The sequence below is a fragment of the Caldisericum sp. genome (assembly GCF_049967455.1).
GTDB lineage: Bacteria > Caldisericota > Caldisericia > Caldisericales > Caldisericaceae > Caldisericum > Caldisericum exile_A.
The window spans coordinates 14,138-36,325 of sequence record NZ_JBMFSR010000002.1 but is presented as its reverse complement, the minus strand read 5'-3'; the positions used below and the strand labels follow the sequence as shown (position 1 = coordinate 36,325).

Genomic DNA, 22,188 nt, shown 5'->3' with positions numbered 1-22,188 from the left:
ATGTTTGAGGCCCTCCTCTGGGAACCTCTTGAGGGAAATAAAGTACGTTGTAATTTGTGTAATTTTAGATGTGTTATTCCTGAAGGTAGATCGGGAATTTGCAAGGTAAGAATAAATAAAAATGGAAAACTCTACACACTTCTCAATTCATATGTGTCTTCTTGGGCGCTTGATCCTATTGAGAAAAAACCAGTTTTTCATTATTATCCAGGAAGCCTTGTGCTTTCTTTTGGTACATGGGGTTGTAATTTCCGTTGCCGTGGCTGTCAAAATTATGAAATTTCTCGTATAAAAGACCCAAATTTTGATTTTTCTTTAATCTCGGAGGAAATTCCACCAGAGGAGGCAGTTCGCTTAGCAGTTAGGTATAATGCTAAAGGGATAGCATGGACATATAATGAACCCACAATATGGTTCGAGTATACTTATAAGTCTGCCCAGCTTGCAAAGAAAAACGGATTATATACAGTGTATGTTACAAATGGTTCAATTACAAAAGAAGGACTCGATCTGATTGGGCCTTATCTTGATGTGTTTAGAGTTGATATAAAGGCATTTTCACAAGAAACTTACAATAAAATTACCCCAATCTTTGATTTCCATAAAATTCTTGAAAGCGTAATCTATGCAAAAGAACGTTGGAATATGCACATTGAAATTGTTACAAACATAATTCCTACAATCAATGATAATATTGATGAACTTAGAAACCTTGTGGTGTTTATTCGGGATAATTTGGGCAAGAAAACTCCCTTACATATAACACGTTTCTTTCCTTACCTTGATCTTGCGTATCTTTACCCAACACCTATTGAAACCCTTGAAAAAATTAGAGAGATGGCAATAAGTGAAGGATTAGACTTTGTTTATATTGGTAATGTTCCAGGTCATCCATATGAGGATACATATTGTCCAAAATGTAAGAGAAGAGTCATAAGAAGGTCTGGATTTGAAATTATTGAGAATCATACTCATGGCGGAAAGTGTGATTTTTGTGGGGAGGATTTAGGTATCATTGAATAGAAAATTAATTTCAATAATTTTTTTAGCTTTAGCATTGTTATTTTTTGTCTTTTACTTTGCAAAGCTCTCTTATTCTGTTGAAATTTACAGTATGAATACTGTTATTGATATAAAAGTTTGGGGGATTAATAGATACAAAGTAGTTAGCGAAATAGAAAATGAAATAAATCGTCTCAATCTCTTGTTTGATGATTTTAACCCTAACTCAGAAGTTTCGAAAATAAATAATAACGCAGGTATTAAACCTGTTGATGTCTCACCTGAAACACTTGATGTTATCAAAAAAGCAAAGGAAATGTACTTTAAGACGGATGGGAGTTTTAATATAATGATAGCACCAGTTATTAAAATATGGGGATTTAAGTCAGGGGATTTCCGAATCCCCAGTGATAACGAAATATCATCTGCACTTAAATTAACTGATATAAACGATCTTGAGATTTCTGCTAGTAAAATTTTTTTAAAAAGGAGTGGCGAAGCAATCGATTTAGGCGGTATTGCAAAAGGTTACTCTCTTGATAAGATTAAGGAAATTTTAACTAAAAATAGAGTAGAAAAAGCAATAATAAATATGGGTGGAAATGTTTTGGTATATAGTAAAAATCCAGATGAGATTTTTAAAATAGGTATAAAGCATCCAAGAAGTAATGGGGTTATTGCGGTAGTTCAGGTTAAAAGTGGCTCTTTTGTGGCAACTTCAGGCGATTATGAGCGCTTCTTTGAATACGATGGAGCAAGATACTGCCATATTTTCGATCCCAAAATTGGCAGACCTGCAAGTAAAGTTATTTCAACAACCTCTATTACAGATGTTGGATATATTGGTGATATTCTTTCAACCGCAATGTTTGTTGAAGGAAGGGATGGTGCTTTTAAATTAGCAAAAGAATTTAATGCAGAAGCTGTTGTTATTGATAAAAACTTGAATATCTTTTATACGGATAACTTGAAGGGGCTGATTACTCTTGAAAATTGGTGACAAAATAATTTTATTAATAGTAGTTGTTTCTCTTGTTTTAGGAATTGGCATAAGATTAACTCATAATGGAAATTCTTCCAAGTATGTTGTTATTATAGTTGATGGCAAACTTTACCAAAAGATTCCTCTTTTTAAAGACTTGAAAAAGAGCACAATGATGATTAAAAGTAATGAAGGGTATCTTTTTTTAGAAATCGTTCAAGATAAGGTTAGAGTAATCGACTCAACATGTCCTGATAAATTATGTATAAAACAAGGATGGATTAGTCATATTGGTGAATCAATTGTTTGTCTTCCAAATAGAATAAGTATTTCGATTACAGGGGGTAATTTTAGTGTTGATTCAGTTTCCTACTAAATCAAAAATTCGGACAATTGTATATCTTTCACTTCTTATTTCAATAGGAGTGGTACTCAATCTTATTGAACCAGTTCAGATTTTCCCTTTGTTACCAGGTGCAAAACTTGGACTTGCAAATGTTTCAACAGTTCTTGCAATATTACTTTTTAATGGTACATACGGTATTCTTGTTGCAATTATTAGAACAATTGTAAGTCAAGTGTTTAGAGGAGCATTCAATTGGATATCTTTTGGAACAAGTTTTTTTGGTGGGGTAAGCGCTTCTATTGTGATGTCAGTTGCCCATTATTTATTTAGGAAAAAAATGAGCATAGAAGGAATCTCTGCGCTTGGAGGAATTATAAATAATGTTTCGCAGGTAATTTTTGTCTATCTTGTTACCAAAAATTCTTTTTTTATCTATTATCTTTTCTTCCTTATTCCTATTGGTGGAGTGGTAGGTTTTGTTGTTGGAATTTTATCTCATACTGTATATAATAGGTTGAAACTGCAATGAGGAAGTTTTCTTATGGAAGGTTCTTTATTTTTTTGATTTTGGGCCTTATTATTGGGACGGCTCTTGGTATATTTATTGGAAAAGTATTTCCTGTATTTGACTACGGATTGAATTTTGGAATTAAAGCAATGGATCTGGATCTTTTGTTTATAAAATTAACCTTTGGAGTGAATGTTCAACTTAATGTTGGATCGATTATTGGGGTTATTATTTTTATTTTGTTTTTCACTTTAACATGAAATTTATTCTTGCAAGTACTTCTAAAAGGCGCATTGAATATCTAAAAAACTTTGGTTTTGATTTTGATATTAAAACAGTCGAAATTGCTGAAAAAGTTTTTGAAGGAGATCCAGTGAAAACTGTTATATACAATGCATACATGAAGGCATATGAAATAAGTAAAAACAATAATCTTATCGTAATTGGTATGGATACTATAGTTGAGTTAAACGGAAAAATATTCGGAAAGCCAAAAGACAAACTGGAGAATTTTAAAATGATTAAGGAACTTCTTGGGAAAAATCATCGCGTAATTACAGGAATTGTTGCTTTAAAAGGGGAATTTAGTATAATTGATTACGTAATTTCTGTAGTCCATTTTAGAAAAGAAGTTGATATGGAAGTTATTGAAAAATACGTTGACAGTTCTGAGGGCCTTGATAAGGCGGGTGGATATGCAATACAGGGACTTGGTTCAATTTTCATTGATGAGGTCTTAGGACCCGTTGACAATGTAATAGGGATACCAGTTTTGAAGGTTTATGAAATCTTAAATATGATGGAAGAGGTGTAACATGGGACTATTTTCTAAGGAACTTGCTATCGATTTAGGGACTGCAAATACTGTGGTATACGTGAGAGGGAGAGGCGTAGTTTTAAGAGAGCCAACAATTATTGCTCTCGATCATAATAAGAGAGTTGTTGCTGTAGGCAACGAAGCAAAAGCAATGGCGGGAAGAACTCCATTTGAAATTGATGTTATAAGGCCCATTAAGGATGGAGTTATAAATGATTTTGAAACAACAGAAGCTTTACTTGACTATTTTATTTCGAGAGCAGGAGGCAAAAGAGGGATTTTTAGGCCCGTAGTTCTAATTGGTGTTCCAAGTGGAGTAACTCCTGTTGAGAAAAAGGCTGTTATTGATGCTGCGGTACATGTGGGAGCAAGACAAGCTTATGTTATTCCGGAGCCGCTTGCAGCAGCAATTGGAGCAGGTCTTCCTATTGAGGAGGCAAGAGGATCAATGATTGTTGATATCGGTGGTGGAACAACAGAAGTTGCTGTAATTTCATTGAAAGGAATTGTTGTTGGAAAATCCACAAGAATTGCTGGTGATGAGATGAATGAAGCGATAATAAATTACGTAAGGAGACAGTATAGCATCCTCATAGGAGATGTAACTGCTGAACAAATAAAGATGCGAATTGGAAGTGCATTTCCTCTCGATAGAGATGAGAAAATGGAGATACGTGGAAGAGATCTTATAGATGGTCTTCCTAAATCGATTACAATAACTTCAGAAGAAATAAGAAAATCTCTTCAACCAATTCTTGAAGAAATCCTTAATGTGATAAGGAGCACTCTTGAAATTACACCTCCAGAGCTTGCGGCAGACATTATGGACAGGGGAATAATGCTTTCTGGAGGAGGAGCATTACTTAAAAATATCGACAAGTTTTTAACTCATAGAACTGGTATCTTATTTACAGTTGCAGAAGATCCCCTTTCATCAGTTGCGCTTGGTGCAGGAAAAGTGATAGAGAATTTCGACTATTATAAAGATGCAGTTTCCTCGTGAAAGACTTGTATTGTATTTAGTTTTAGCAATTATACTTTTAGTTTTTGTTGCAGGTCTTGCTGGCTATGGTATTACCTTTAAAAGTGTTTACGAAGTATTGATATTAAGACCTGTTAATGTAATAGTAAGTTTTCTTAACAGAATCTATATTTCGTTTAAAAATTATTTTATTTCGATCAGAGATGGTAAGGCTTTAATTGAAGAGAATCAAAAACTAAATTACTATATTGCAACACTTGAGAGTAGATTAAAGATTCTTTTAGGATATTACTACGAAAATGCTGAATTAAAGAATCTTCTTGGCATTAAATATAAGATTAAGTACAATTCAATTGGTTGTAATGTTATCTTTTATAGTAAAGCAGGGAATTTCTTAATAATTGATAGAGGAAAAGATGCTAATTTTATGGTTGATATGCCGGTTATTTACTCTATTGATGGCACTACAGCCCTGCTTGTAGGTAAAATCACAGAGGTATCAAGTAATGTATCAAAGGTAACCCTTGAAACAAGTCCAGATTTTAGAGTTGGAGTTAAAAATGCTTCTCGTGGTGGAATTGATGTTGCTGTTGGCAACGGAATTGGCTTAACAGTTGTTCGTCCTTCACAAATCATTTCTGATTCGATCTCTGATATATTTGTGACAGTTGAAGAGAGTGGATTGTTTCCTAAAGATATTGTTGTCGGAAAAGTCTCTTCAATAAACAAGTTAAGCACGATTGAGAACGAAATTGAGCTTAAGCCATTGGTTGATTTTTATACTATTAGAAATGTTTTGGTAATTACATCATATGAAAAAGAATGAATTTTTAAATTTCCTCATTTTTCTTGTACTTTTATTGTTTGATATTGCAACAAATGAGAATACAAATTTTTTAGTCTCGCTTACATTTTTAATCGTAATTTTTTTAAAAGATGGATCGCTTCTTAATATTTTTTATTTGTTGGTCATTGATTGTTTTTTTGGGAAATTTATCGGATTTTTCACGTTTCCTACTCTCGTTGGTGTTCTCTTTTTTAATTTCATCTCCTCTAAAATTAAAGTCCCAATAATTATTCAAGCTTTTGGAGTTTATGTTTTTTTATTCATCTTTTTGTTTGGACTAACGCAAAATCTTTTTTATTCAATAGAGTTCTTTGCGGAAAGTTTATTGCTTTCCGTAGTGTTAGTTTTTATAACTTCTAAGGTATCCTATGAACAGGAAAGAAACCGAGTTTAGTCAAATAATTTATGCACTAATTTTTGTTCTTGTATTTACTCTTATGGGGCGTGCGTATTACCTTCAAGTAGTTAAAGGAGATTACTACAACGAACTTTCGCAGTACAGAAGTGTAAGAATTATTGAAACTCAGCCTATGCGGGGGCGTATTCTTGATAAGAATGGTATTGTTCTTGCAGAGGATATCCCTTCTTATAGTGTTGCGGTAATTATGGAGGATGTGAAAAATCCAAAACATGAGTTTAGCATTCTTTCATCTATAATTGGTATGAGAACTTCTGACATAGAGGACAAAATTAAGAAAGCAAATCTTCCGGCGTATGAATATGTAATTTTAAAGAAAGATATTTCGATAAAGGAAAGAATCCAAATTGAGGAATCACAAGATAAATTACCAGGAATTAATGTTATCACATCTTACAAACGATACTATCCTTTTAAAGAAGTAGGCGCTGCTTTCATTGGGTATGTAGGACCTGTTACCCTTGATGACATAAAGACCGATAGTTATTATGATATAAACGATGTGATAGGGAAACAAGGTCTTGAATTACAATATGAGAAATATTTAAGAGGAATAAAAGGAAAAAAAGAGGTTCTTGTTGATGCTTTTGGGCGTGTAAAGTCTATCTTATATGAGGAAAAGCCTGTTCCCGGTAATGATATCTACCTAAACATTGATATCAATGTACAGAAAGATCTTGAGAATCTTGTGGGAGATAGAAATGGTGTTGCTATAGCTATGGATCCACGTACCGGTGGTATCATTGCAATGGTATCACATCCTACTTTTGATCCAAATCTTTTTGTAAACGGGATAGGCGAAAAAGATTACAATTTGCTTTTAGAGAAGAATGCATTTATAAATCGTGCAATTCAGTCAAGATTTCCTCCGGGGTCCACTTTCAAAAGCTTAACCCTTATTTCTGCACTTGAAAAAGGAGTTATTACGAAGGGCACTATTATTGATTGTGGGCCTTATGTAACAATTGGCGGCAGGAATTTTAAGGATTGGATTTATCCCTCGGCATTTGGAAGACAAACGCCTTCAGTTGCACTTGCTAATTCAAGCGATGTATTCTTTTATAAGTTGGGTCTTATGACTGGAGTAGATACTATAAAATATTATAGCGATCTTTTAAAGGTTGGTGATTTAACTGGAATTGATGTTCCTTTTGAAATAAGCGGAATTATTCCTTCACCCCAGTGGAAAAAAGAAACGGTAGGAGAACAGTGGTATTTAGGTGATACAGCAAATATGTCAATAGGTCAGGGATTTGTTTCACTTACTCCTATTGAAGTTGCATCTTTATATCAAATCATTGCTAATAATGGCATAGGATTAACTCCACATTTTTTGAATAAAATTGTCTCATCAAAAGGAGAGGTTATTCTTGAATATAAACCACAAGTTAGAGTTAACTATAAGTTCAAAGATGACACTCTAACCGTTGTAAAGGATGGACTTGAAGGACTTTCAAATAAACCTGATATGAGAATAATGAGGGTAAATGGTGTAACAGTTTGTTCTAAAACAGGGACTGCAGAGGTAGGTGATAAAGAAGGAAGCGTACATCACTGGCTTGTTTCATTTGCGCCAAAAGATAATAGTTCGGTTTTAGGTCTTTTATTTTTTGAGTATTCTAAATTCCCCTCATCACATGCACTTGCACCTCTTATGAGAGACTTGCTTAAAAATTTTTTTTGAGTAAAAATATGTAAGGAGGAAACCATGAAAGATTTTGTGAGTCTTAAGGGAATAAACGGAGATGTAGTATTAAAAATTGATCCCACTGCACCATTTGAAGAAGTGCTTAATAGTATTAAAAGTCTCATAGAAAGCGAAAGGAATTTTTTTAGTAAAGGTTTTCTAACCATAGATACTCAAGGAAAAGAGTTAAGTGAAGATGAGATAAGCAAATTACAGGATCTTTTAAATGGAATAAATGTCTCTTTCAGAATAAATGAAGAAAAAAAGCTATTTGTAGAAAATAAAGAAACTCCAAAACAGTCAGTTTTTGTTATAAATCATACAGTACGATCTGGTCAAGTATTTCGATATAATGGTAGTATAGTAATTTTAGGAAACGTAAATCCAGATGGAGTTGTTGAATCTGAATCTGATGTTTATGTTTTTGGTGTTATTAAAGGTAAGGTTACTGCTCGGAGACGAGTCGTTGCTCTTGGCTTTCAACAACAATATTTAAATATAAACGGTCTTGAAATTGATTTTAAAACTCCAGAAAAAAGTAGAAAACCCTGGGTTTTTGAGATTGGAGAAGATAACAAAATTAATTTTTCTCAACTTGATGCAAGAGAAGCAAAACCAGTAAGGAGAAGGAAAGATGGGTAGATCTATAGTTGTTACTGCAGGGAAAGGTGGTGTTGGGAAGACAACAGTAACTGCAAATTTAGGAGCATCTCTAGCTAAACTTGGGAAAAGTGTAGTTGTTATTGATATGGATATAGGGCTTAGAAACCTTGATGTAGTAATGGGGCTCGAAAATCGTGTTGTTTACAATATTATGGATATAATTGAAGAACGTTGTAAAATTAACCAAGCGCTTGTTCGAGATAAACATCTTGAGAATCTTTTTTTGCTTCCTGCTTCTCAAATTCATAGTAAAGAAGATATTAATGTTGATAAAATAGTTGACATTGTTTCAACTCTTGAAGGTAGTTTTGATTACATTCTGTTAGATTCTCCTGCTGGTATTGAAAAGGGCTTTGAATCTTCACTTGCTCCCGCAAAGGAAGCTTTAATAGTTGCAACTCCTGATGTCTCTTCTGTGAGAGATGCAGATAGAGTTGTTGGAATTATTGAAAGTAAGGGGATATTTTCAATAAGTCTTATAGTAAATAGATACGATCCTGTTCTTGTCTCCAAGAAAAAAATGCTTGATTTTGATAGCATTATTGATTTTTTAGGCATTGATGCAATTGGTGTTGTTCCTGAAGATAAAAATATTATTGAAACGACAAACAGAGGAGAAATACTTGTGAATTACTTGCCAGGTTCTCCTGCAGCAAAAGAATTTGGGTTTATTGCGCGGAGAATTGAAGGTGAATCAATTCCAATAAAAATTGAGGAGCAGAAAGGATTTTTTGGTAATATATTTAGGAGAGGCTCATGAGCTTATTTAAAGGTGAAAAAAGCGCAAGTGAGATTGCACAAGATAGATTAAAATTTATTCTTATTCAAGACCGCTTATCGCTTTCTTCAAAGGAATTCGAAATGTTAAAAGAAGATATAATAAAAGTGCTTTCAAAATATTTTGATATTGAGGAAAATGAAATCAAAATAAATTTGGAACGAACAAGAGAAAAGAACATATTTGAAGCAATAGTTCCACTAATCAAAGTAAAGAAAGAAAAGTGAAAAGGGTTCCATATTCCTTAGTTTTGTCTGTAATAATTTTAAAATTCTTTTCAGTGTCTGCTCTCTATGTGATTAATTTTATAAAATTTGTGCCAAAAGAAGTAGCATATTTTCTTGTAGCCTTTTTTCTTTTCATAATTGTTTCGTCGATTAATTTTAGAATATTCAAATTTTATTCAATTTTGTTGTATGTGTTAGTGCTATTTTCTCTTATTGGTGCCCTTATTATCGGTGTTGCAATAAATAGTTCGAGAAGATGGATAAGTATAGGTGGGCTTTTTACGGTTCAGCCTTCAGAATTTGCTAAAATTTCTCTTATAATAATTTTTGCCTGGATTTATGAGCATAAAACTTGGAATAATTTTGAGAAGTTTCTTTATTCAACTTTGCTTTTTCTTCCTTATGCAATTATTGTTTTTCTACAGCCTGATATGGGAACCTCTCTTGTATTTGTCTTTATATATTTTTTCTTAATTGCGGTATTTCTTCACTATAAGTATGCTTTAACCTTAGTTATAATTGCTCTATCTTTGATTCCGCTTCTTCCTAAGATTCTTAAACCATATCAAATTGAAAGGATTTTAGTATTCTTTAATCCTTATCGGGACCCATTGGGAAGTGGATATAATGTTCTTCAATCAATAATAGCATTTGGTTCTGGAAAACTTATTGGTAAAGGAATTTTAGGAAGCACAATGACTAAATTAAATTTTGTCCCTGTTCAGTATGCTGATTTTATTTTTTCTGCAATTGGAGAAATTTGGGGGTTTGTTGGAATTGTTGTGGTTCTCCTTAGTTTCGCTTATATTTTATACTTTATTGCAAAAGCAGCATTTTCCACAAAAAATATTTTTGGTAGAGCGATTGCATTTGGAGTATTTGCAATGTTTTTCTTCCAAATTCTTATTAATGCTGGTATGAATATAGGTATTATGCCTGTTACTGGCGTGCCATTACCTTTTTTGAGTTTTGGTGGAAGTTCGGAACTCGTCAATTTTATCGCATTGGGGCTTGTGGTAAGCGTGTATAATTATAAGGACGAGATAAATCTATGATTAAAGATTATGAACTCATAAAATTTAAAAAACCCTACTACTACTTTGGAAACGAATTCAATAGTATTCACAAAGAAGGCATTGGGTTGCTAAAAGTTGCGCTTGTATATCCCGATACATATGAGGTTGGTATGTCCTCTTTTGGTTTTAAAATTCTTTATCATCTTGGAAATGAATTAGATGGCGTTTCTGTTGAAAGGGCTTTTGCTCCTTTGCCTGATCTTGAAGATTATTTGCGAAAAAAATCAATACCGCTATTTTCTCTTGAATCAAGGACGCCATTAAATGAGTTTGATCTCATTGGGTTTTCAGTTCAAACAGGACTTGATTATACCAATATTCTTAATATCCTTGATCTATCAATGATTCCCTTACACTCGGATGAAAGAACCCGTCCTATTATTTTTATGGGTGGCACATCTTCATATAATCCCGAGCCTCTCTCAAAATTTATGGATTTCTTTGTCTTAGGAGAAGGAGAGGACTCTTTTATAAAAATTCTTGAGATAGCAAAAAGTGTAAAGAACAAGGAAAATTTTCTAAAAGAAGTCTCTAACATAAAAGGTGTGTATGTTCCTAAATTTTTTGAATTTGAAAAGAGAGGAAAATTCTTCGTTGAAAAAAACGGTAAAAAAGTTACAAAAGATGCAATATCAGATTTTGAGCATTCGTATTTTCCAACAAAACCAATAGTTCCACTTGGAAGCATAATAATGGATAAGGCTTATGTTGAAATTTTCAGGGGCTGTACTCGTGGTTGTAGATTCTGCGAAGCTGGGATTGTTTATAGACCTGTAAGAGAACGAAGCATGGAAACAATTGAAAAATATTCTTATGAAGTTCTCAAAAATACGGGGTATGAAGAAATTACTTTTCTATCTTTGAGTACAAATGACTATTCAGATATGGATGGTTTAATTTCCCTAATGAGGAAACTTACAAAGGATTTCAATGTTTCTATATCGTTACCATCACTTAGAATTGATAAATTTACAAAGGAACTTGGGGAAGCAATTCTTGAACAGAAGGTTCATAGTCTAACATTTGCAATTGAGGCTGCATCTCCAAGGCTTAGAAGAGTTATCAATAAAACGATTTCAAATGAAGAAATCTTTAATGTCGTTAAAACTGCTGTTTCACTCGGATTCCATACGCTTAAATTTTACTATATTATAGGTCTTCCAACTGAGACAATGGATGATGTTTTTGAAATTGTAACACTAACAAAGGAGATGCTAAAAGTTGGTGAGGCAAACAAGACTTTCAAGAAGCCTTTTGAAATTCACCTCAGTATAAATCCATTTATGCCGCAACCAAATACTCCATTTCAATGGGCCAAATTTGAGGACATAGAAACACTTGAGGAAAAAAAGAAAATTCTTTTGAAAGAGTTAAAAATAAGAAATGTTAAGGCAGATTTTTCCGACTTTAGGATGAGTGCTCTTGAAGTTGTACTCGACAGAGGTGACAAACAACTTTCAAATGTAATTGAGAGAGCATTTAAGAGTGGTGCAAAGATGGATGCTTGGAGTGAATATTTCAACTTTGAAATATGGAAAAAGGCTTTTGAAGAAGAAGGTATTGATATGAGTATTTATCTAAAAGAAATTGGAACAGATGAAAAATTACCTTGGGATCATATTGACTCTGGAGTCTCGAAACAATTCTTATTAAGAGAATATAAAAATGCAATGAATGGTGTGATGACCGAGGATTGTAGATCAGGCAAATGCGTAGGATGCGGCATAAACATATCATTATTTTGTCCGATTTTTGAGAAAAAAGGTTTAGCCTCTTGACAAAAAGAAAAAATTTATTATGCTATATATCGAGAACGGGTTCCCCGTTAGCTCAACCGGCAGAGCGGGTGGCTGTTAACCACTAGGTTGTAGGTTCGAGTCCTACACGGGGAGCCATTTTTTATTTTTGGTCCAAAAAACTTAAAGGTTTTCCTTATTTATCCATAAAAAGTTGTGTTTTTTGAGTACTTTTTAGCTTAGCAATTGGAAATTTACTTTATTTATTAAAATTTTTTCATTCCTTTTCAAAATTTGTAGTTTCATTCGGGAATTATATAATTAAGAAATATCAGTGAGGTTTTTGTGGCAATTGATGGATTAAAAGAAAATAACGAAGAAAAGATTTGGACCAATTTGCAGAATTGAGTTTGGTAGAAAAGATGCATAAAGTAGGTTATGCACTTTTAGAAATGGAAGAAAGCATTGATGTTTTGATGCATAATGCTAGTGTATATCTCAAAAAGAAAACTGTAACAGCTGACGGACTAAAAACAACTTTTACAGTTAACTACCTTGCTCCATTTGTGATCACATATATCTTAAAGGATAAGTTTAAGAGAAAGGATAAGGGAAGAATAATTTTTGTAAGTTCTGAAGGTTATTAATTTGCTGTGTGGGGATTAAATGTAAATGATCTAAATTTCAAAAAAGAGAAATACTCAGGGTTAGAGGCATATGGATCTTCAAAACTTGCGCAAATACTTTCAATGACGATGTTTAATGAATACTTTAAGGGAAGTTCTGTAACCATTAATGCAATGTATCCAGGTATGGTAAGAAAAGCCACAGGAAGATATAATGGACCTTTATATCTCTGGTTTAAACATAACATAATTGATAGATTACCTGATTATTCTGAAATTTCTGCTAAGGCACTTTACTATCTTGGAGTTTCAAAGAATTTAGTTGGTGTTAGTGGAAAATTCTTTAACTTGACTACAGAAGAAGAAATGACGTAACCTGGAAAGGATTTATCCGAAGCAGAAAAACTTTGGGAAATAACTTTAAAAATGGGGATGTTACTATAGATTATGTGGGATGTAATAGTTGTTGAGGGGGGAATTTTAGGTCTTACTGTTACCGCATACTGAGCTCTATCAGGCTTGAAAGTACTTTTACTTAAAAAAAATGAAAAGTGTGGGGGGTTTGTTAATTCATTTGAAAAAGATGGTTTTATTTTTTATGGAGGAGTGTGCGCTCTTGAAAACGCAGGCATTATTATACTAAAGCTTTGCGATCTTGGAATTACTCTTGAATTTTTAAAAATTCCTGTGTCAGTAGGAATTGAAGATAAATTTATTTTTGTCGACTCTAAAGAAAGTCTTGAACAATACAAGGAGCTTCTTGAATATCTTATAAGTCGACATTTCTTTAAGGGGACTCCTTCTTTTTTTGCCTTAAGTTATTTTTACCTTTATTCTGATTATATTTACCCTAAGGGTGGCATTGGTATTTTGCAAAGTTAATTGAGGAAAAAGCAATTCAACTTGGCGCAGCAATCCAAAAAAATACAACTATAATTGTTGGTTGGTCTTTCGAAAAACTTTTGTCCATTTATTCAAGCATGTTATTTGTAAAAAACTCTATGAAAAATCTATTCCTAATATTTTTAAGGCAGGTCAGTGGTCTTATAGCACTTCGTGAGTTCCTGAGTATATTGACTTGTAGACTTGCAGTTAAAGGGGTTTTAAAAAATTTAAAAATATTTTAAAATAAAAGTAGGAGCGCAAGAATGGAAAATAAAAACTTAAGAAAAAGTGGCGTTTTAGCTCACATTACAAGTTTACCAAGCAAATTTGGAATAGGAGATTTTGGATACTCTTCAAAAAATTTTATAGATTTGCTTAAAAACTCAGGTCAAAAATTACTCCAAATTTTACCAATTGGTCCAACTGAGCCTTACTTTGATAATTCTCCGTATCACTCAGTTTCTGCCTTTGCAATAAATCCTTTGCTTATAAGTCTCGAGAAACTTAAAGAAGAAGGTTTAATTTCACAGGATCTTTCGCAATACGAAATAGAAGAGACTAACATAGTTCAGTTTGAGAAAGTGATAGAGAATAAATTCAAGGCATTCAATTCTGCTTATAAAAATTTTAAGGAAAACGAAGATTTTCAAAAATTTTGTTCCGAAAATTCTTTTTGGTTAGAAGATTATGCAATCTTTATAGCACTGAAGAAAAGATTTGAAAATAGAGCTTGGCAAGAGTGGCCTAATGAATTTAAGAATAGAAATCTTGGTGCCCTTAACCTCGCAAAGGATATACTAAAAGATGAGATTAAATTTGTTAAATTTTTGCAGTTTATTGCATACAAGCAAATTTTGGAAATGAAGGATTACGCAAATGAAAATGGAGTTGAGATAATTGGTGATTTACCCATATATGTTGATCTTGATAGTCCCGACGTATGGGCAAATAAGGAATTATTTAATTTGGACGATAATGGCTATCCTGTAAAAGTTGCTGGTGTTCCTCCTGATTACTTTAATGAAAATGGACAACTCTGGGGAAATCCTGTTTACAACTGGGATAAGCATTTGAAAACTAATTTTGAATGGTGGATAAAAAGAATTGCGCATCTTTTACAATTCGTTGATATTATTAGAATTGACCATTTTAGAGGATTTGTTGCATATTATGCGGTTGATGCAGGCAGAGAAAATGCAAAAATTGGCGAGTGGATAAAAGTACCTGTTTATGAATTTTTTGATACAGTCAAAAATAATTTTCCAACCATGCCATTTATCGCAGAGGACCTTGGTTTGATTACAGAGGATGTCGTTGAGGTAATCGAGCGATATAATATTCCGAATATGAGAGTTCTTGAATTTGCATTTGATGGATCACCTGAAAATGGATACCTTCCGCACAACTATAAAAACCCAACAGTTGTCTATACAGGTACACATGACCATAATACCATAGTCGGCTGGTTTAAATATGAGCTTACAAATAATGGTAAGTCATATCTCGAAAAATATTTAGGGAAAAAGACATCTCTTGAAACAATTAATTTTGATTTAATAAGGCTTGCCCATTCTTCTATTGCACAGTTTTCTATTCTTCCTGTTCAAGATATTCTCGCTCTTGACGAACGCTTTAGAATGAATACACCTGGAACTTCTTCGGGAAATTGGCGATTCAAATTAAAATTTAGTGATATAGATGAGGGGAAATTCTTTAAACTAAAAGAGATCACTGAAATTTACGGAAGATGAATTAAATTATTTTGCAAAATCCCAGAAGAAAATTTCTCTTAACTTATTAACGACTTCAGGATTCGATAAAATAATTCCAACTTCTCTATTGTTGTCAAGAGAATTTGAAGAAAGGTTCTCCGATCCAACAAATGCATATTTTCTATCTACAATAATAACCTTTGCATGGATAAACGGGCTTGTTATGTATTTAATGTCTACTCCGTATCTTTTTAGCTCTGAAATTACTACTTCATTTCCTTGAACATTCATTGGATCCGCAATAATGATTTTAACATCTGCTCCATATGCTCTTCGCTTTTTTAAGATATCAATAATTGAAGGATCCTGAATTTCTTCTGCATAGATCAAAATTTCTCCTGTTCCACTTCTAAGAAGAGTTTCGATTTTCTCTCTTGAATTTTCTGGGCTTACAACAAGTGCGGTATCTTTACTGGGATTATATGGTGATCTTTTCCAATCTGCTTCAAAGATTTTAGTAAGTTCTTGCACTATGTTTTGGTCATTAACTATTACGCCAAACTCCCTATTTTTATTAAAAGCTGATTTTGTGAGGTTTAAAGTCATTATGTAGCCTGTTCTGTTATCTATAACCATAAACTTTGAGTGCGTAAAGTTATACGCTTTATTGTCCCATTTTGTTTCAATGCCATAATAAGAAAGCTTATCTTTTGTCTGTTTGTTTGCGCTGTATCCACCATATGGATTTTCTTCAAGAATTACTCGAACTTTTACTCCTCTTTTTTTTGCGTTTACAAGTTCTTGAAGCACATCTGTATCGGAAAATGTATAAACTTCTATATTGATAGAGCTTTTAGCGTTTTTTATTCCGTCAATTACAGGTGCTTTGCCCATGTCAGGAGTATAGAATAAATTTACTGTGCCATTATAAGATTGTACAACAGGCGTAGATGTAAAATGTCGTGGTATTAATCGGTAATAAATAAAAAGCAGAACAATGAATAATGCAGAAATAATTACATTGTAGATATAAGCCTTTTTTCCAAGTACTTTTTCTTTTATTGATCTATTAACTTTATCTTTTTCCATATTTGAATTATACCTAAAAACTTCTTATTTGTATTTGAAAAAATGTTAATTTTTAATAGAATTAAATGATATGGCAATATACAAGATAAAGATAAGAGTTGTTGAAGTGAGAGGGACTTGTTCTGCTAATCTAAAAGCTGGAGATGAATTTGAAATAAACGAAAATGGGCAACCAGTTCCTATTAATTTTTGTGGATGGGCGTTTGTTTCGCTTTGGCCTTTTATAACACCACTTCGCTATGGTGGAAGATTACCCTGGGAGAAAGAAGAAAATAAAGCTTATGTTTCTTGCCCAGATCCATTTAATACTGTTGTTTTCGAAATTATAAGAGAAAAAGAAGATAAAATAAATGAGGAAAATCCTCCTGCCTTTTAAAAAATGAAAGAGAAAAGAACTTTTTCTCAGTTAGTTTTGCAGCTATTAATAATAGTGCTCCTTATAGGGGTTGTATATGCCTTTTATAAGAAACAAATTAACATTGCAAGTTATGTTGAAGATTTAAAGGTCTCTTATCTTCCATACTATATTTTTAGATCTCTTATTAGAATGTTTTCTGCTTATTTCTTTTCTCTTTTATTCTCTTTTACGTACGGATATCTTGCGGCAACAAGCGTAAAAAGAGAGGCAATAATGATACCAATACTTGATATTCTTCAATCCGTGCCGATTTTAGGATTTTTCCCGGTAGCAATTGCGTTTTTTATCTCTCTTTTTCCGAATTCAATTCTTGGCGTTGAACTTGCCTCTATATTTCTAATTTTTACATCTCAATCCTGGAATATTGCATTTGGAGTTTATGAAAGCATAAAAGGAATACCAAATGATGTTAAAGAGGCTTATGAGTTTTTTGATCCAGAAGGCCTTCTTAAACTTAGAAGGCTTTACATACCTGCTTCCATTCCAAAAATCATTTATAATAGTATTGTAAGTTGGTCTAATGGATGGTATTTCCTTGTTGCTTCGGAAATCTTTGCTGTAGGAGAAAAATCATTTAGGCTTCCAGGAATTGGAAGTTTTATTCTTGTTTCTGCAACAGAAAATAAAATTGGTTTGGTTCTGCTAGGAATTCTTGCACTTGGCGTTACTATATTTTTCCTCGATATGTTCATGTGGCGTCCACTTTCGCAATGGTCAAGAAAATTTAGATATTCAATAAGTCCTGGTGAAGAGGAAGAGAAGGAAGTTCTTGATATTGTCATTATTTTTTGGGAATTTGTTGGGAATATCATTAACAAGATTAAACGGCCCTTTGAAAAGATAAACTTCGAGAGCATAAATCTAAAGCAAATTTTTAAAGCTAAATTATTTGTTACTATCGAAAGAGTATTGAAATATGTCCTCCTTGTAGTTTCCATACTTGTTTCAATTTACATTATGTTTTATACTTTTAAAGGGATTTATAGCATTGCTTTGTCATTTAAACTCAGTTATATTCTGATTGTTTTAAAATCTCTAATATTTTCAACTTTGAGAGTTCTTTCATCTTATATTATTGCGGTTTCTTGGACGGTGCCATTTGCAATTTTTCTTTACAATAGAAAAAAGATTGCTAATTTTATTCTACCTTTTTTCCAAATTCTTTCTTCGATACCTGCAATTTCGTTCTTTCCATTGTTACTTTATTTTCTTTTACCATTTAAATTTGGACTTGAGTTATCTTCAATAATATTAATCCTTACAGGAATGCAATGGTATATATTCTTTCTTGTTCTTGGTGGGTTAAAAGCAATACCAAATGATCTTCAAGAAGTTGTAGATTCTTACGGTGTAAAAGGAAATTTGAGACTTAGAAGGCTATTGATTCCGGCTATGCTTCCTTCATTTCTTACTGGCACGATTACCGCGATGGGCGGTGCATGGAACGCCTTGGTTGTTGCAGAATACATAGATATAAAAGGACAACCTTTTTCGGTTCAAGGTATCGGTGCACTTTTGAATACATCTTTGGCTCAGAATGAGAAAGCTCTTTTTACACTTGCTCTTGTTTCCCTTGTTTTTATGGTTTACTCAATTAATCATTTTGTGTATAGACCTCTTTATGATAAAATCCTTGATAGATACAGGATGGAGGCATAATGGACTTTTTGAGTGTTAAAAGTGTATACCAAACATTTCCTCTAAAGAATAAAGAAGTAGTAATACTTGAGGATATAAATTTTGATATTCAAGAAAACGAATTTGTTAGCCTTGTTGGACCGTCAGGTTGTGGAAAAAGTACACTTCTGAGAATTATTGCTGGGCTTCTGAAACCTACTTCAGGAAGTGTATTCTTTAGAGGGCAAGAGATAAAAGGAATTAATCCATATACAAGTATGGTTTTCCAGACGTTTGGGTTGCTTCCCTGGCTTGATGTAACTGAAAATATTACCCTTGGACTTGAAGCAAGAGGTGTCCCTTTGAAAGAGAGGCTAAAGAAAGCTTTTAAATACATTGATATGGTAGGACTTGAAGGTTTTGAAGAGGCTTATCCAAGGGAATTGTCTGGCGGGATGAAACAGAGAGTTGGTATTGCTAGAGCCTTGATTATGGAGCCAGAATTACTTTTAATGGACGAACCGTTTTCTGCACTTGATGCGCTAACAGCAGAAAACTTGAGATCAGAGATAATAGATCTTTGGGAATCAAAGAAGCTCTCTTTGAAGTCTATACTTCTTGTTACTCATAATATTGAGGAAGCAGTTTATCTTTCGGATAGAATTATTATTCTTTCAACTCATCCTGGAAAAATAATTGCAGATGAAAAAGTGGACTTACCAAGACCAAGAGATAGAGAAAGTAAGGAATTTTACAAGATTTATGATAAAATATATTCAATGATACTTGGATCAAGTATAAGTAAGGAGGTGAATCCCGGAAAGGGGACATAATGGACGATATATCGCCTTTGCCGTATGTAGAAGTTGGCAAACTTATTGGTTTGCTTGTTTACCTTGAAGATTCAGATGGAAAAGTTGACATTTATATGATCCCGGAAGATATTGAAATCGAAGCGGATGAACTAATTTCACTTTTACGTCTTGCCCAGATGCTTGGCTTTGTTGAAGTTAGTGAGGGTGATGTGTTCTTAACTGATTTGGGTCACGAACTGGTTGATGGTGACGAAAATAAAAGAAAACTAATTTTTAAGGAATCATTAAAGAAATTGCCAATTTTTAAGAAGGTAATAAATATTCTTATTAAGGCAACTGAGAACTCAATCGATAGGGATGACCTTCTTGAACTCCTTCAGGAAGAGATGTCTGAGCAAGAAGCAGAAGAAACGCTCAAAAGCATCATTGAACTTGGCAGGTATGCTGAATTAATTGGATATAATCCAGAAGACAAGGAAGTCTACCTTGATAAACTGGAGGAGATATGATAGAGGAAACTTTTGTAATGATAAAACCTGACGGTGTAAAAAGAGGATTAATAGGTGAAATAATTTCAAGATTCGAACGAAAATTAATGATTATTACCGAACTTAGAATGCTTACTCTATCAAGGGAATTAGCAGAAGAGCTTTATATAGAACACAAAGGAAGAGATTACTTTGAAAAACTAATTAACTACTCAACTTCTGGACCTGTTGTTGTAATGAAAATTGTAGGGGAAAATGCAATTTTGAATTGTAGAATCCTTGTTGGGGATACTCATCCTGAAAAAAGATTGCCAGGTAGTATTCGAGGCGATTTTTCACCATATCTTACTGAGAACGTTGTTCATGCATCATCAAGCAAAGAAGATGCTGAACGCGAGCTTAAAATTTTCTTTGGGTGATATATGGATGAAAGTCTTTTAAGAAATCTTACCGAAAGTTTTGCTCCTACAGGCAATGAAAAAATTATTTTTCCAATAATTGAAAGTGCTTTAAAAGGTTATGTAGATGAAATTAAAATTCATGAGAGGAGCAATTCTCTCATGGCTTTGAAAAAAGGTAATGGAAATTTTGCCTTGATGCTTGAAGCACATGTTGACGAAGTGTTTATGGTTGTAAGTAGCATTGAGAAAAATGGGTTTTTAAAAGTGACTTCAAGGTCGATTGACCCAAAGATTTTGCCAGGATCGCAAGTGATAGTGCATGGTAAGAAAAAAATAAAAGGAGTAATTGGTATAAAACCTTACCACCTCGTGAAGGAAGGAGAAGAAAATCTTACATATGATTTTAATAGGCTATTTGTTGATACTGGTCTTTCAGAGAATGAGTTAAAGGATTTGGTTTCTGTTGGTGATTATGTAAGCTTCGCTCCTTCGTTTGATAAAATTGGCAATTATTTAGTAAATAAGTCTTTTGATAATAGGCTTGGTGTATATGTTCTTATTGAAACAGCAAGGGTTTTGAAAAATATTAAGCATGATGTGAATGTTTATTTTCTCTTTTCTTCTCAAGAAGAATATACTGGACTTGGTGCGATAACCGCTACTTTTTCAGTTTTTCCTAATGCTTCTGTTGTACTTGATGTTACATTTGGAACACAGTATAAGGTGACACCTTTCGATGGTTTTGAATTAGGTAAAGGCCCTACAATATTTTATGGAATTTCCGTCAATAGAGAACTTACAAATAAAATTGCTTCAGTTGCCGATAAATATGGAATTCCATACCAGAAGGAGGTAGGAGTGCTATCATCAACTGATGCTGACAAAGTTGGTCTTGTAAGATCTGGAATACCTACATCTCTTTTAAGCATTCCAATAAGATACATGCACACACCTGTCGAAATGTTTGATCCATTTGATGTTGATAAAACTGTGCAACTATTGAAGCTTTTTATTGGAGAATTTGAGCCAACAGAGGATAGAAATGGCGAATATTGAACTTATTGAAAAGTTGAGTAATGCAATTGGCGTTTCCGGGTTTGAGGATGAAGTTATTGAAATTTTGAAAGAGGAAGTAAAGGGTTACATAGACAGTTTCGAAGTTGACCCTCTAAAAAACTTTATAGTGACTAAGAAGTTTGAATCTTCAAAACCTATAGTTATGCTTAATGCTCATATGGATGAGGTAGGGCTTCTTGTAAAAGGTTTTACCTCTGAAGGATTTATTAAATTTACTAAAATTGGCGGCATTGATGACAGAGTTCTCTTGGGAAAAAGAGTTGTAATTGGAAAAAATAAAGTCAAAGGTGTAATAGCAACAGTTCCTATACATCTTCAAGAACAAAGTGAGCAGAAATCAGTTGAAAGAGCAAAAGATATGGTCATAGATATCGGGGTAAAAACAAAGGAAGAAGCAGAAAAACTTGTAAGTTTAGGCGATTACATTGGTTTTGACGTTAAATTTGAGAGACTTTCTAATGATACTTTTATCGGAAAAGCACTTGATGACAGATTAGGATGTTCGCTTGTTTCTGAAATTTTAAAAGAGAAGTTTAATTTTCCAATTGTTGCATTATTCTCGTCACAGGAAGAAATTGGTTTGCGCGGTGCAACTGTTGGAGCCTTCAAGTATACACCCCAGATATCAATTACCCTTGAAGGCACAATCTCAGCGGATTTCCCAGATGTAGCAGAACATGAAAAGTGTACTTCAATTGGCAATGGTCCGGTTATCACGATAAAAGACAATTCCGTTATTACCGATCATGAATTGAGAAATAAACTTGTTAAGATAGCAGAAAAATTTAAAATTCCATATCAATTCAAACAGGTATTTGTAGGTGGTACTGACTCATCAAGAATTCAGCTAACAAAAGGTGGAGTTAGAGTGCTTGTTGTGGCTGTCCCAGTAAGATATATCCACTCACCTGTTTCTCTTTTTAATATAAATGACTATGAGAATACAAAAAGGCTCATTATTGAATTTTTGAGGTCTCTATAAGGGGGGAAT

26 protein-coding genes and 1 tRNA gene are annotated in these 22,188 nt (G+C 33.2%); 26 read left to right on the top strand and 1 reads right to left on the bottom strand.

Annotation, left to right across the window (positions count from 1 at the left end):
- From amrS to malQ, 19 genes are all read left to right on the top strand, one after another.
- A complete protein-coding gene (gene amrS, locus ACP5SP_RS01050; protein WP_428075876.1) occupies positions 1-1,023 on the top strand; it encodes an AmmeMemoRadiSam system radical SAM enzyme in 1,023 nt (340 codons plus the stop codon).
- Positions 1,016-2,002: an FAD:protein FMN transferase gene (locus tag ACP5SP_RS01045; RefSeq protein WP_428075874.1), complete on the top strand. Its 987-nt coding sequence runs from the start codon at positions 1,016-1,018 to the stop codon at positions 2,000-2,002. The genes amrS and ACP5SP_RS01045 overlap by 8 nt, the downstream gene beginning before the upstream one ends.
- A complete protein-coding gene (locus tag ACP5SP_RS01040) occupies positions 1,989-2,360 on the top strand; it encodes a NusG domain II-containing protein (RefSeq protein WP_424586340.1) in 372 nt (123 codons plus the stop codon). Before ACP5SP_RS01045 ends, ACP5SP_RS01040 begins: the two co-directional genes overlap by 14 nt.
- On the top strand, positions 2,338-2,859 hold the full coding sequence (locus ACP5SP_RS01035) for a Gx transporter family protein (RefSeq protein WP_428066466.1): 522 nt from the start codon (positions 2,338-2,340) through the stop codon (positions 2,857-2,859). Before ACP5SP_RS01040 ends, ACP5SP_RS01035 begins: the two co-directional genes overlap by 23 nt.
- On the top strand, positions 2,856-3,098 hold the full coding sequence (locus tag ACP5SP_RS01030; RefSeq protein ID WP_428066468.1) for a DUF4321 domain-containing protein: 243 nt from the start codon (positions 2,856-2,858) through the stop codon (positions 3,096-3,098). The genes ACP5SP_RS01035 and ACP5SP_RS01030 overlap by 4 nt, the downstream gene beginning before the upstream one ends.
- On the top strand, positions 3,095-3,652 hold the full coding sequence (locus ACP5SP_RS01025) for a Maf family protein (protein ID WP_416084747.1): 558 nt from the start codon (positions 3,095-3,097) through the stop codon (positions 3,650-3,652). Before ACP5SP_RS01030 ends, ACP5SP_RS01025 begins: the two co-directional genes overlap by 4 nt.
- Before the next feature lies 1 nt (position 3,653).
- On the top strand, positions 3,654-4,658 hold the full coding sequence (locus tag ACP5SP_RS01020; protein ID WP_424586338.1) for a rod shape-determining protein: 1,005 nt from the start codon (positions 3,654-3,656) through the stop codon (positions 4,656-4,658).
- Between the two features lie 10 nt (positions 4,659-4,668).
- Positions 4,669-5,463 (top strand): rod shape-determining protein MreC, encoded by a 795-nt coding sequence (mreC, locus tag ACP5SP_RS01015; protein ID WP_428075872.1) that lies wholly within the window; start codon positions 4,669-4,671, stop codon positions 5,461-5,463.
- A gap of 389 nt (positions 5,464-5,852) precedes the next feature.
- Positions 5,853-7,586, top strand: coding sequence for a penicillin-binding protein 2 (gene mrdA, locus ACP5SP_RS01010; protein ID WP_416084744.1), 1,734 nt, complete (start codon positions 5,853-5,855; stop codon positions 7,584-7,586).
- 24 nt (positions 7,587-7,610) lie between these two features.
- Positions 7,611-8,231, top strand: coding sequence for a septum site-determining protein MinC (locus tag ACP5SP_RS01005; RefSeq protein WP_424586336.1), 621 nt, complete (start codon positions 7,611-7,613; stop codon positions 8,229-8,231).
- Entirely contained in the window at positions 8,224-9,012 is a 789-nt protein-coding gene (gene minD / locus ACP5SP_RS01000; protein WP_428066475.1) for a septum site-determining protein MinD, read from the top strand. Before ACP5SP_RS01005 ends, minD begins: the two co-directional genes overlap by 8 nt.
- Positions 9,009-9,257 carry a cell division topological specificity factor MinE gene (gene minE / locus ACP5SP_RS00995; protein ID WP_424586334.1) on the top strand — a complete coding sequence of 83 codons (249 nt, stop codon included), beginning with the start codon at positions 9,009-9,011 and terminating at the stop codon, positions 9,255-9,257. The genes minD and minE overlap by 4 nt, the downstream gene beginning before the upstream one ends.
- Positions 9,254-10,312, top strand: a complete 1,059-nt coding sequence (locus ACP5SP_RS00990; RefSeq protein WP_428075870.1) for an FtsW/RodA/SpoVE family cell cycle protein — start codon at positions 9,254-9,256, stop codon at positions 10,310-10,312. Before minE ends, ACP5SP_RS00990 begins: the two co-directional genes overlap by 4 nt.
- Positions 10,309-12,111: a TIGR03960 family B12-binding radical SAM protein gene (locus tag ACP5SP_RS00985; RefSeq protein ID WP_424586332.1), complete on the top strand. Its 1,803-nt coding sequence runs from the start codon at positions 10,309-10,311 to the stop codon at positions 12,109-12,111. The genes ACP5SP_RS00990 and ACP5SP_RS00985 overlap by 4 nt, the downstream gene beginning before the upstream one ends.
- A gap of 41 nt (positions 12,112-12,152) precedes the next feature.
- Positions 12,153-12,228, top strand: a tRNA-Asn gene (locus tag ACP5SP_RS00980).
- Positions 12,229-12,455: 227 nt separating this feature from the next.
- Positions 12,456-12,716, top strand: coding sequence for an SDR family NAD(P)-dependent oxidoreductase (locus tag ACP5SP_RS00975; RefSeq protein WP_428075868.1), 261 nt, complete (start codon positions 12,456-12,458; stop codon positions 12,714-12,716).
- Positions 12,717-12,722: 6 nt separating this feature from the next.
- Positions 12,723-13,070, top strand: a complete 348-nt coding sequence (locus ACP5SP_RS00970; protein WP_428066482.1) for a hypothetical protein — start codon at positions 12,723-12,725, stop codon at positions 13,068-13,070.
- A 231-nt stretch (positions 13,071-13,301) separates the two neighbouring features.
- Positions 13,302-13,577 carry a hypothetical protein gene (locus ACP5SP_RS00965; RefSeq protein WP_424596618.1) on the top strand — a complete coding sequence of 92 codons (276 nt, stop codon included), beginning with the start codon at positions 13,302-13,304 and terminating at the stop codon, positions 13,575-13,577.
- Positions 13,578-13,843: 266 nt separating this feature from the next.
- A complete protein-coding gene (malQ, locus tag ACP5SP_RS00960; protein WP_416084735.1) occupies positions 13,844-15,331 on the top strand; it encodes a 4-alpha-glucanotransferase in 1,488 nt (495 codons plus the stop codon).
- A 6-nt stretch (positions 15,332-15,337) separates the two neighbouring features.
- On the opposite strand, the gene ACP5SP_RS00955 is transcribed toward malQ, so the two are convergent.
- Complete coding sequence (locus tag ACP5SP_RS00955; protein ID WP_428075866.1) at positions 15,338-16,381, bottom strand: phospholipase D-like domain-containing protein; 1,044 nt, start codon at positions 16,379-16,381, stop codon at positions 15,338-15,340.
- Between the two features lie 70 nt (positions 16,382-16,451).
- On the opposite strand from ACP5SP_RS00955, the gene ACP5SP_RS00950 reads away from it, so the two are divergent.
- Genes ACP5SP_RS00950 through ACP5SP_RS00920 form a run of 7 tightly spaced genes read left to right on the top strand, consistent with a single transcriptional unit; the run spans position 16,452 to position 22,179 of the window.
- The gene (locus ACP5SP_RS00950) at positions 16,452-16,757 is read left to right on the top strand and encodes a TIGR04076 family protein (RefSeq protein WP_416084733.1); all 306 of its coding nucleotides are present in this window, start codon (positions 16,452-16,454) and stop codon (positions 16,755-16,757) included.
- A gap of 3 nt (positions 16,758-16,760) precedes the next feature.
- Positions 16,761-18,458, top strand: a complete 1,698-nt coding sequence (locus tag ACP5SP_RS00945; RefSeq protein ID WP_424586689.1) for an ABC transporter permease subunit — start codon at positions 16,761-16,763, stop codon at positions 18,456-18,458.
- The gene (locus tag ACP5SP_RS00940; RefSeq protein ID WP_424586688.1) at positions 18,458-19,249 is read left to right on the top strand and encodes an ABC transporter ATP-binding protein; all 792 of its coding nucleotides are present in this window, start codon (positions 18,458-18,460) and stop codon (positions 19,247-19,249) included. Before ACP5SP_RS00945 ends, ACP5SP_RS00940 begins: the two co-directional genes overlap by 1 nt.
- Positions 19,249-19,740 (top strand): AAA-associated domain-containing protein, encoded by a 492-nt coding sequence (locus ACP5SP_RS00935; protein WP_416084730.1) that lies wholly within the window; start codon positions 19,249-19,251, stop codon positions 19,738-19,740. Before ACP5SP_RS00940 ends, ACP5SP_RS00935 begins: the two co-directional genes overlap by 1 nt.
- Positions 19,737-20,138, top strand: a complete 402-nt coding sequence (gene ndk / locus ACP5SP_RS00930; RefSeq protein WP_416084729.1) for a nucleoside-diphosphate kinase — start codon at positions 19,737-19,739, stop codon at positions 20,136-20,138. Before ACP5SP_RS00935 ends, ndk begins: the two co-directional genes overlap by 4 nt.
- Before the next feature lie 3 nt (positions 20,139-20,141).
- Positions 20,142-21,176 (top strand): M28 family peptidase, encoded by a 1,035-nt coding sequence (locus ACP5SP_RS00925; protein ID WP_428075865.1) that lies wholly within the window; start codon positions 20,142-20,144, stop codon positions 21,174-21,176.
- Positions 21,163-22,179 (top strand): M42 family metallopeptidase, encoded by a 1,017-nt coding sequence (locus tag ACP5SP_RS00920; protein ID WP_416084727.1) that lies wholly within the window; start codon positions 21,163-21,165, stop codon positions 22,177-22,179. Before ACP5SP_RS00925 ends, ACP5SP_RS00920 begins: the two co-directional genes overlap by 14 nt.
- The last annotated feature ends 9 nt before the right edge of the window (positions 22,180-22,188 follow it).

Coding starts and splice junctions, on each gene's coding strand:
- ACP5SP_RS00985 (WP_424586332.1), top strand. CDS start 10,309: ATGATTAAAGATTATGAACTCATAAAATTTAAAAAACCCTACTACTAC.
- ACP5SP_RS00950 (WP_416084733.1), top strand. CDS start 16,452: ATGGCAATATACAAGATAAAGATAAGAGTTGTTGAAGTGAGAGGGACT.
- ACP5SP_RS01005 (WP_424586336.1), top strand. CDS start 7,611: ATGAAAGATTTTGTGAGTCTTAAGGGAATAAACGGAGATGTAGTATTA.
- ACP5SP_RS01025 (WP_416084747.1), top strand. CDS start 3,095: ATGAAATTTATTCTTGCAAGTACTTCTAAAAGGCGCATTGAATATCTA.
- minD (WP_428066475.1), top strand. CDS start 8,224: ATGGGTAGATCTATAGTTGTTACTGCAGGGAAAGGTGGTGTTGGGAAG.
- ACP5SP_RS01030 (WP_428066468.1), top strand. CDS start 2,856: ATGAGGAAGTTTTCTTATGGAAGGTTCTTTATTTTTTTGATTTTGGGC.
- ACP5SP_RS01020 (WP_424586338.1), top strand. CDS start 3,654: ATGGGACTATTTTCTAAGGAACTTGCTATCGATTTAGGGACTGCAAAT.
- ACP5SP_RS00920 (WP_416084727.1), top strand. CDS start 21,163: ATGGCGAATATTGAACTTATTGAAAAGTTGAGTAATGCAATTGGCGTT.
- ACP5SP_RS00940 (WP_424586688.1), top strand. CDS start 18,458: ATGGACTTTTTGAGTGTTAAAAGTGTATACCAAACATTTCCTCTAAAG.
- ACP5SP_RS00935 (WP_416084730.1), top strand. CDS start 19,249: ATGGACGATATATCGCCTTTGCCGTATGTAGAAGTTGGCAAACTTATT.
- ndk (WP_416084729.1), top strand. CDS start 19,737: ATGATAGAGGAAACTTTTGTAATGATAAAACCTGACGGTGTAAAAAGA.
- ACP5SP_RS00925 (WP_428075865.1), top strand. CDS start 20,142: ATGGATGAAAGTCTTTTAAGAAATCTTACCGAAAGTTTTGCTCCTACA.
- mrdA (WP_416084744.1), top strand. CDS start 5,853: ATGAACAGGAAAGAAACCGAGTTTAGTCAAATAATTTATGCACTAATT.
- amrS (WP_428075876.1), top strand. CDS start 1: ATGTTTGAGGCCCTCCTCTGGGAACCTCTTGAGGGAAATAAAGTACGT.
- malQ (WP_416084735.1), top strand. CDS start 13,844: ATGGAAAATAAAAACTTAAGAAAAAGTGGCGTTTTAGCTCACATTACA.
- minE (WP_424586334.1), top strand. CDS start 9,009: ATGAGCTTATTTAAAGGTGAAAAAAGCGCAAGTGAGATTGCACAAGAT.
- ACP5SP_RS00955 (WP_428075866.1), bottom strand. CDS start 16,381: ATGGAAAAAGATAAAGTTAATAGATCAATAAAAGAAAAAGTACTTGGA.
- ACP5SP_RS00945 (WP_424586689.1), top strand. CDS start 16,761: ATGAAAGAGAAAAGAACTTTTTCTCAGTTAGTTTTGCAGCTATTAATA.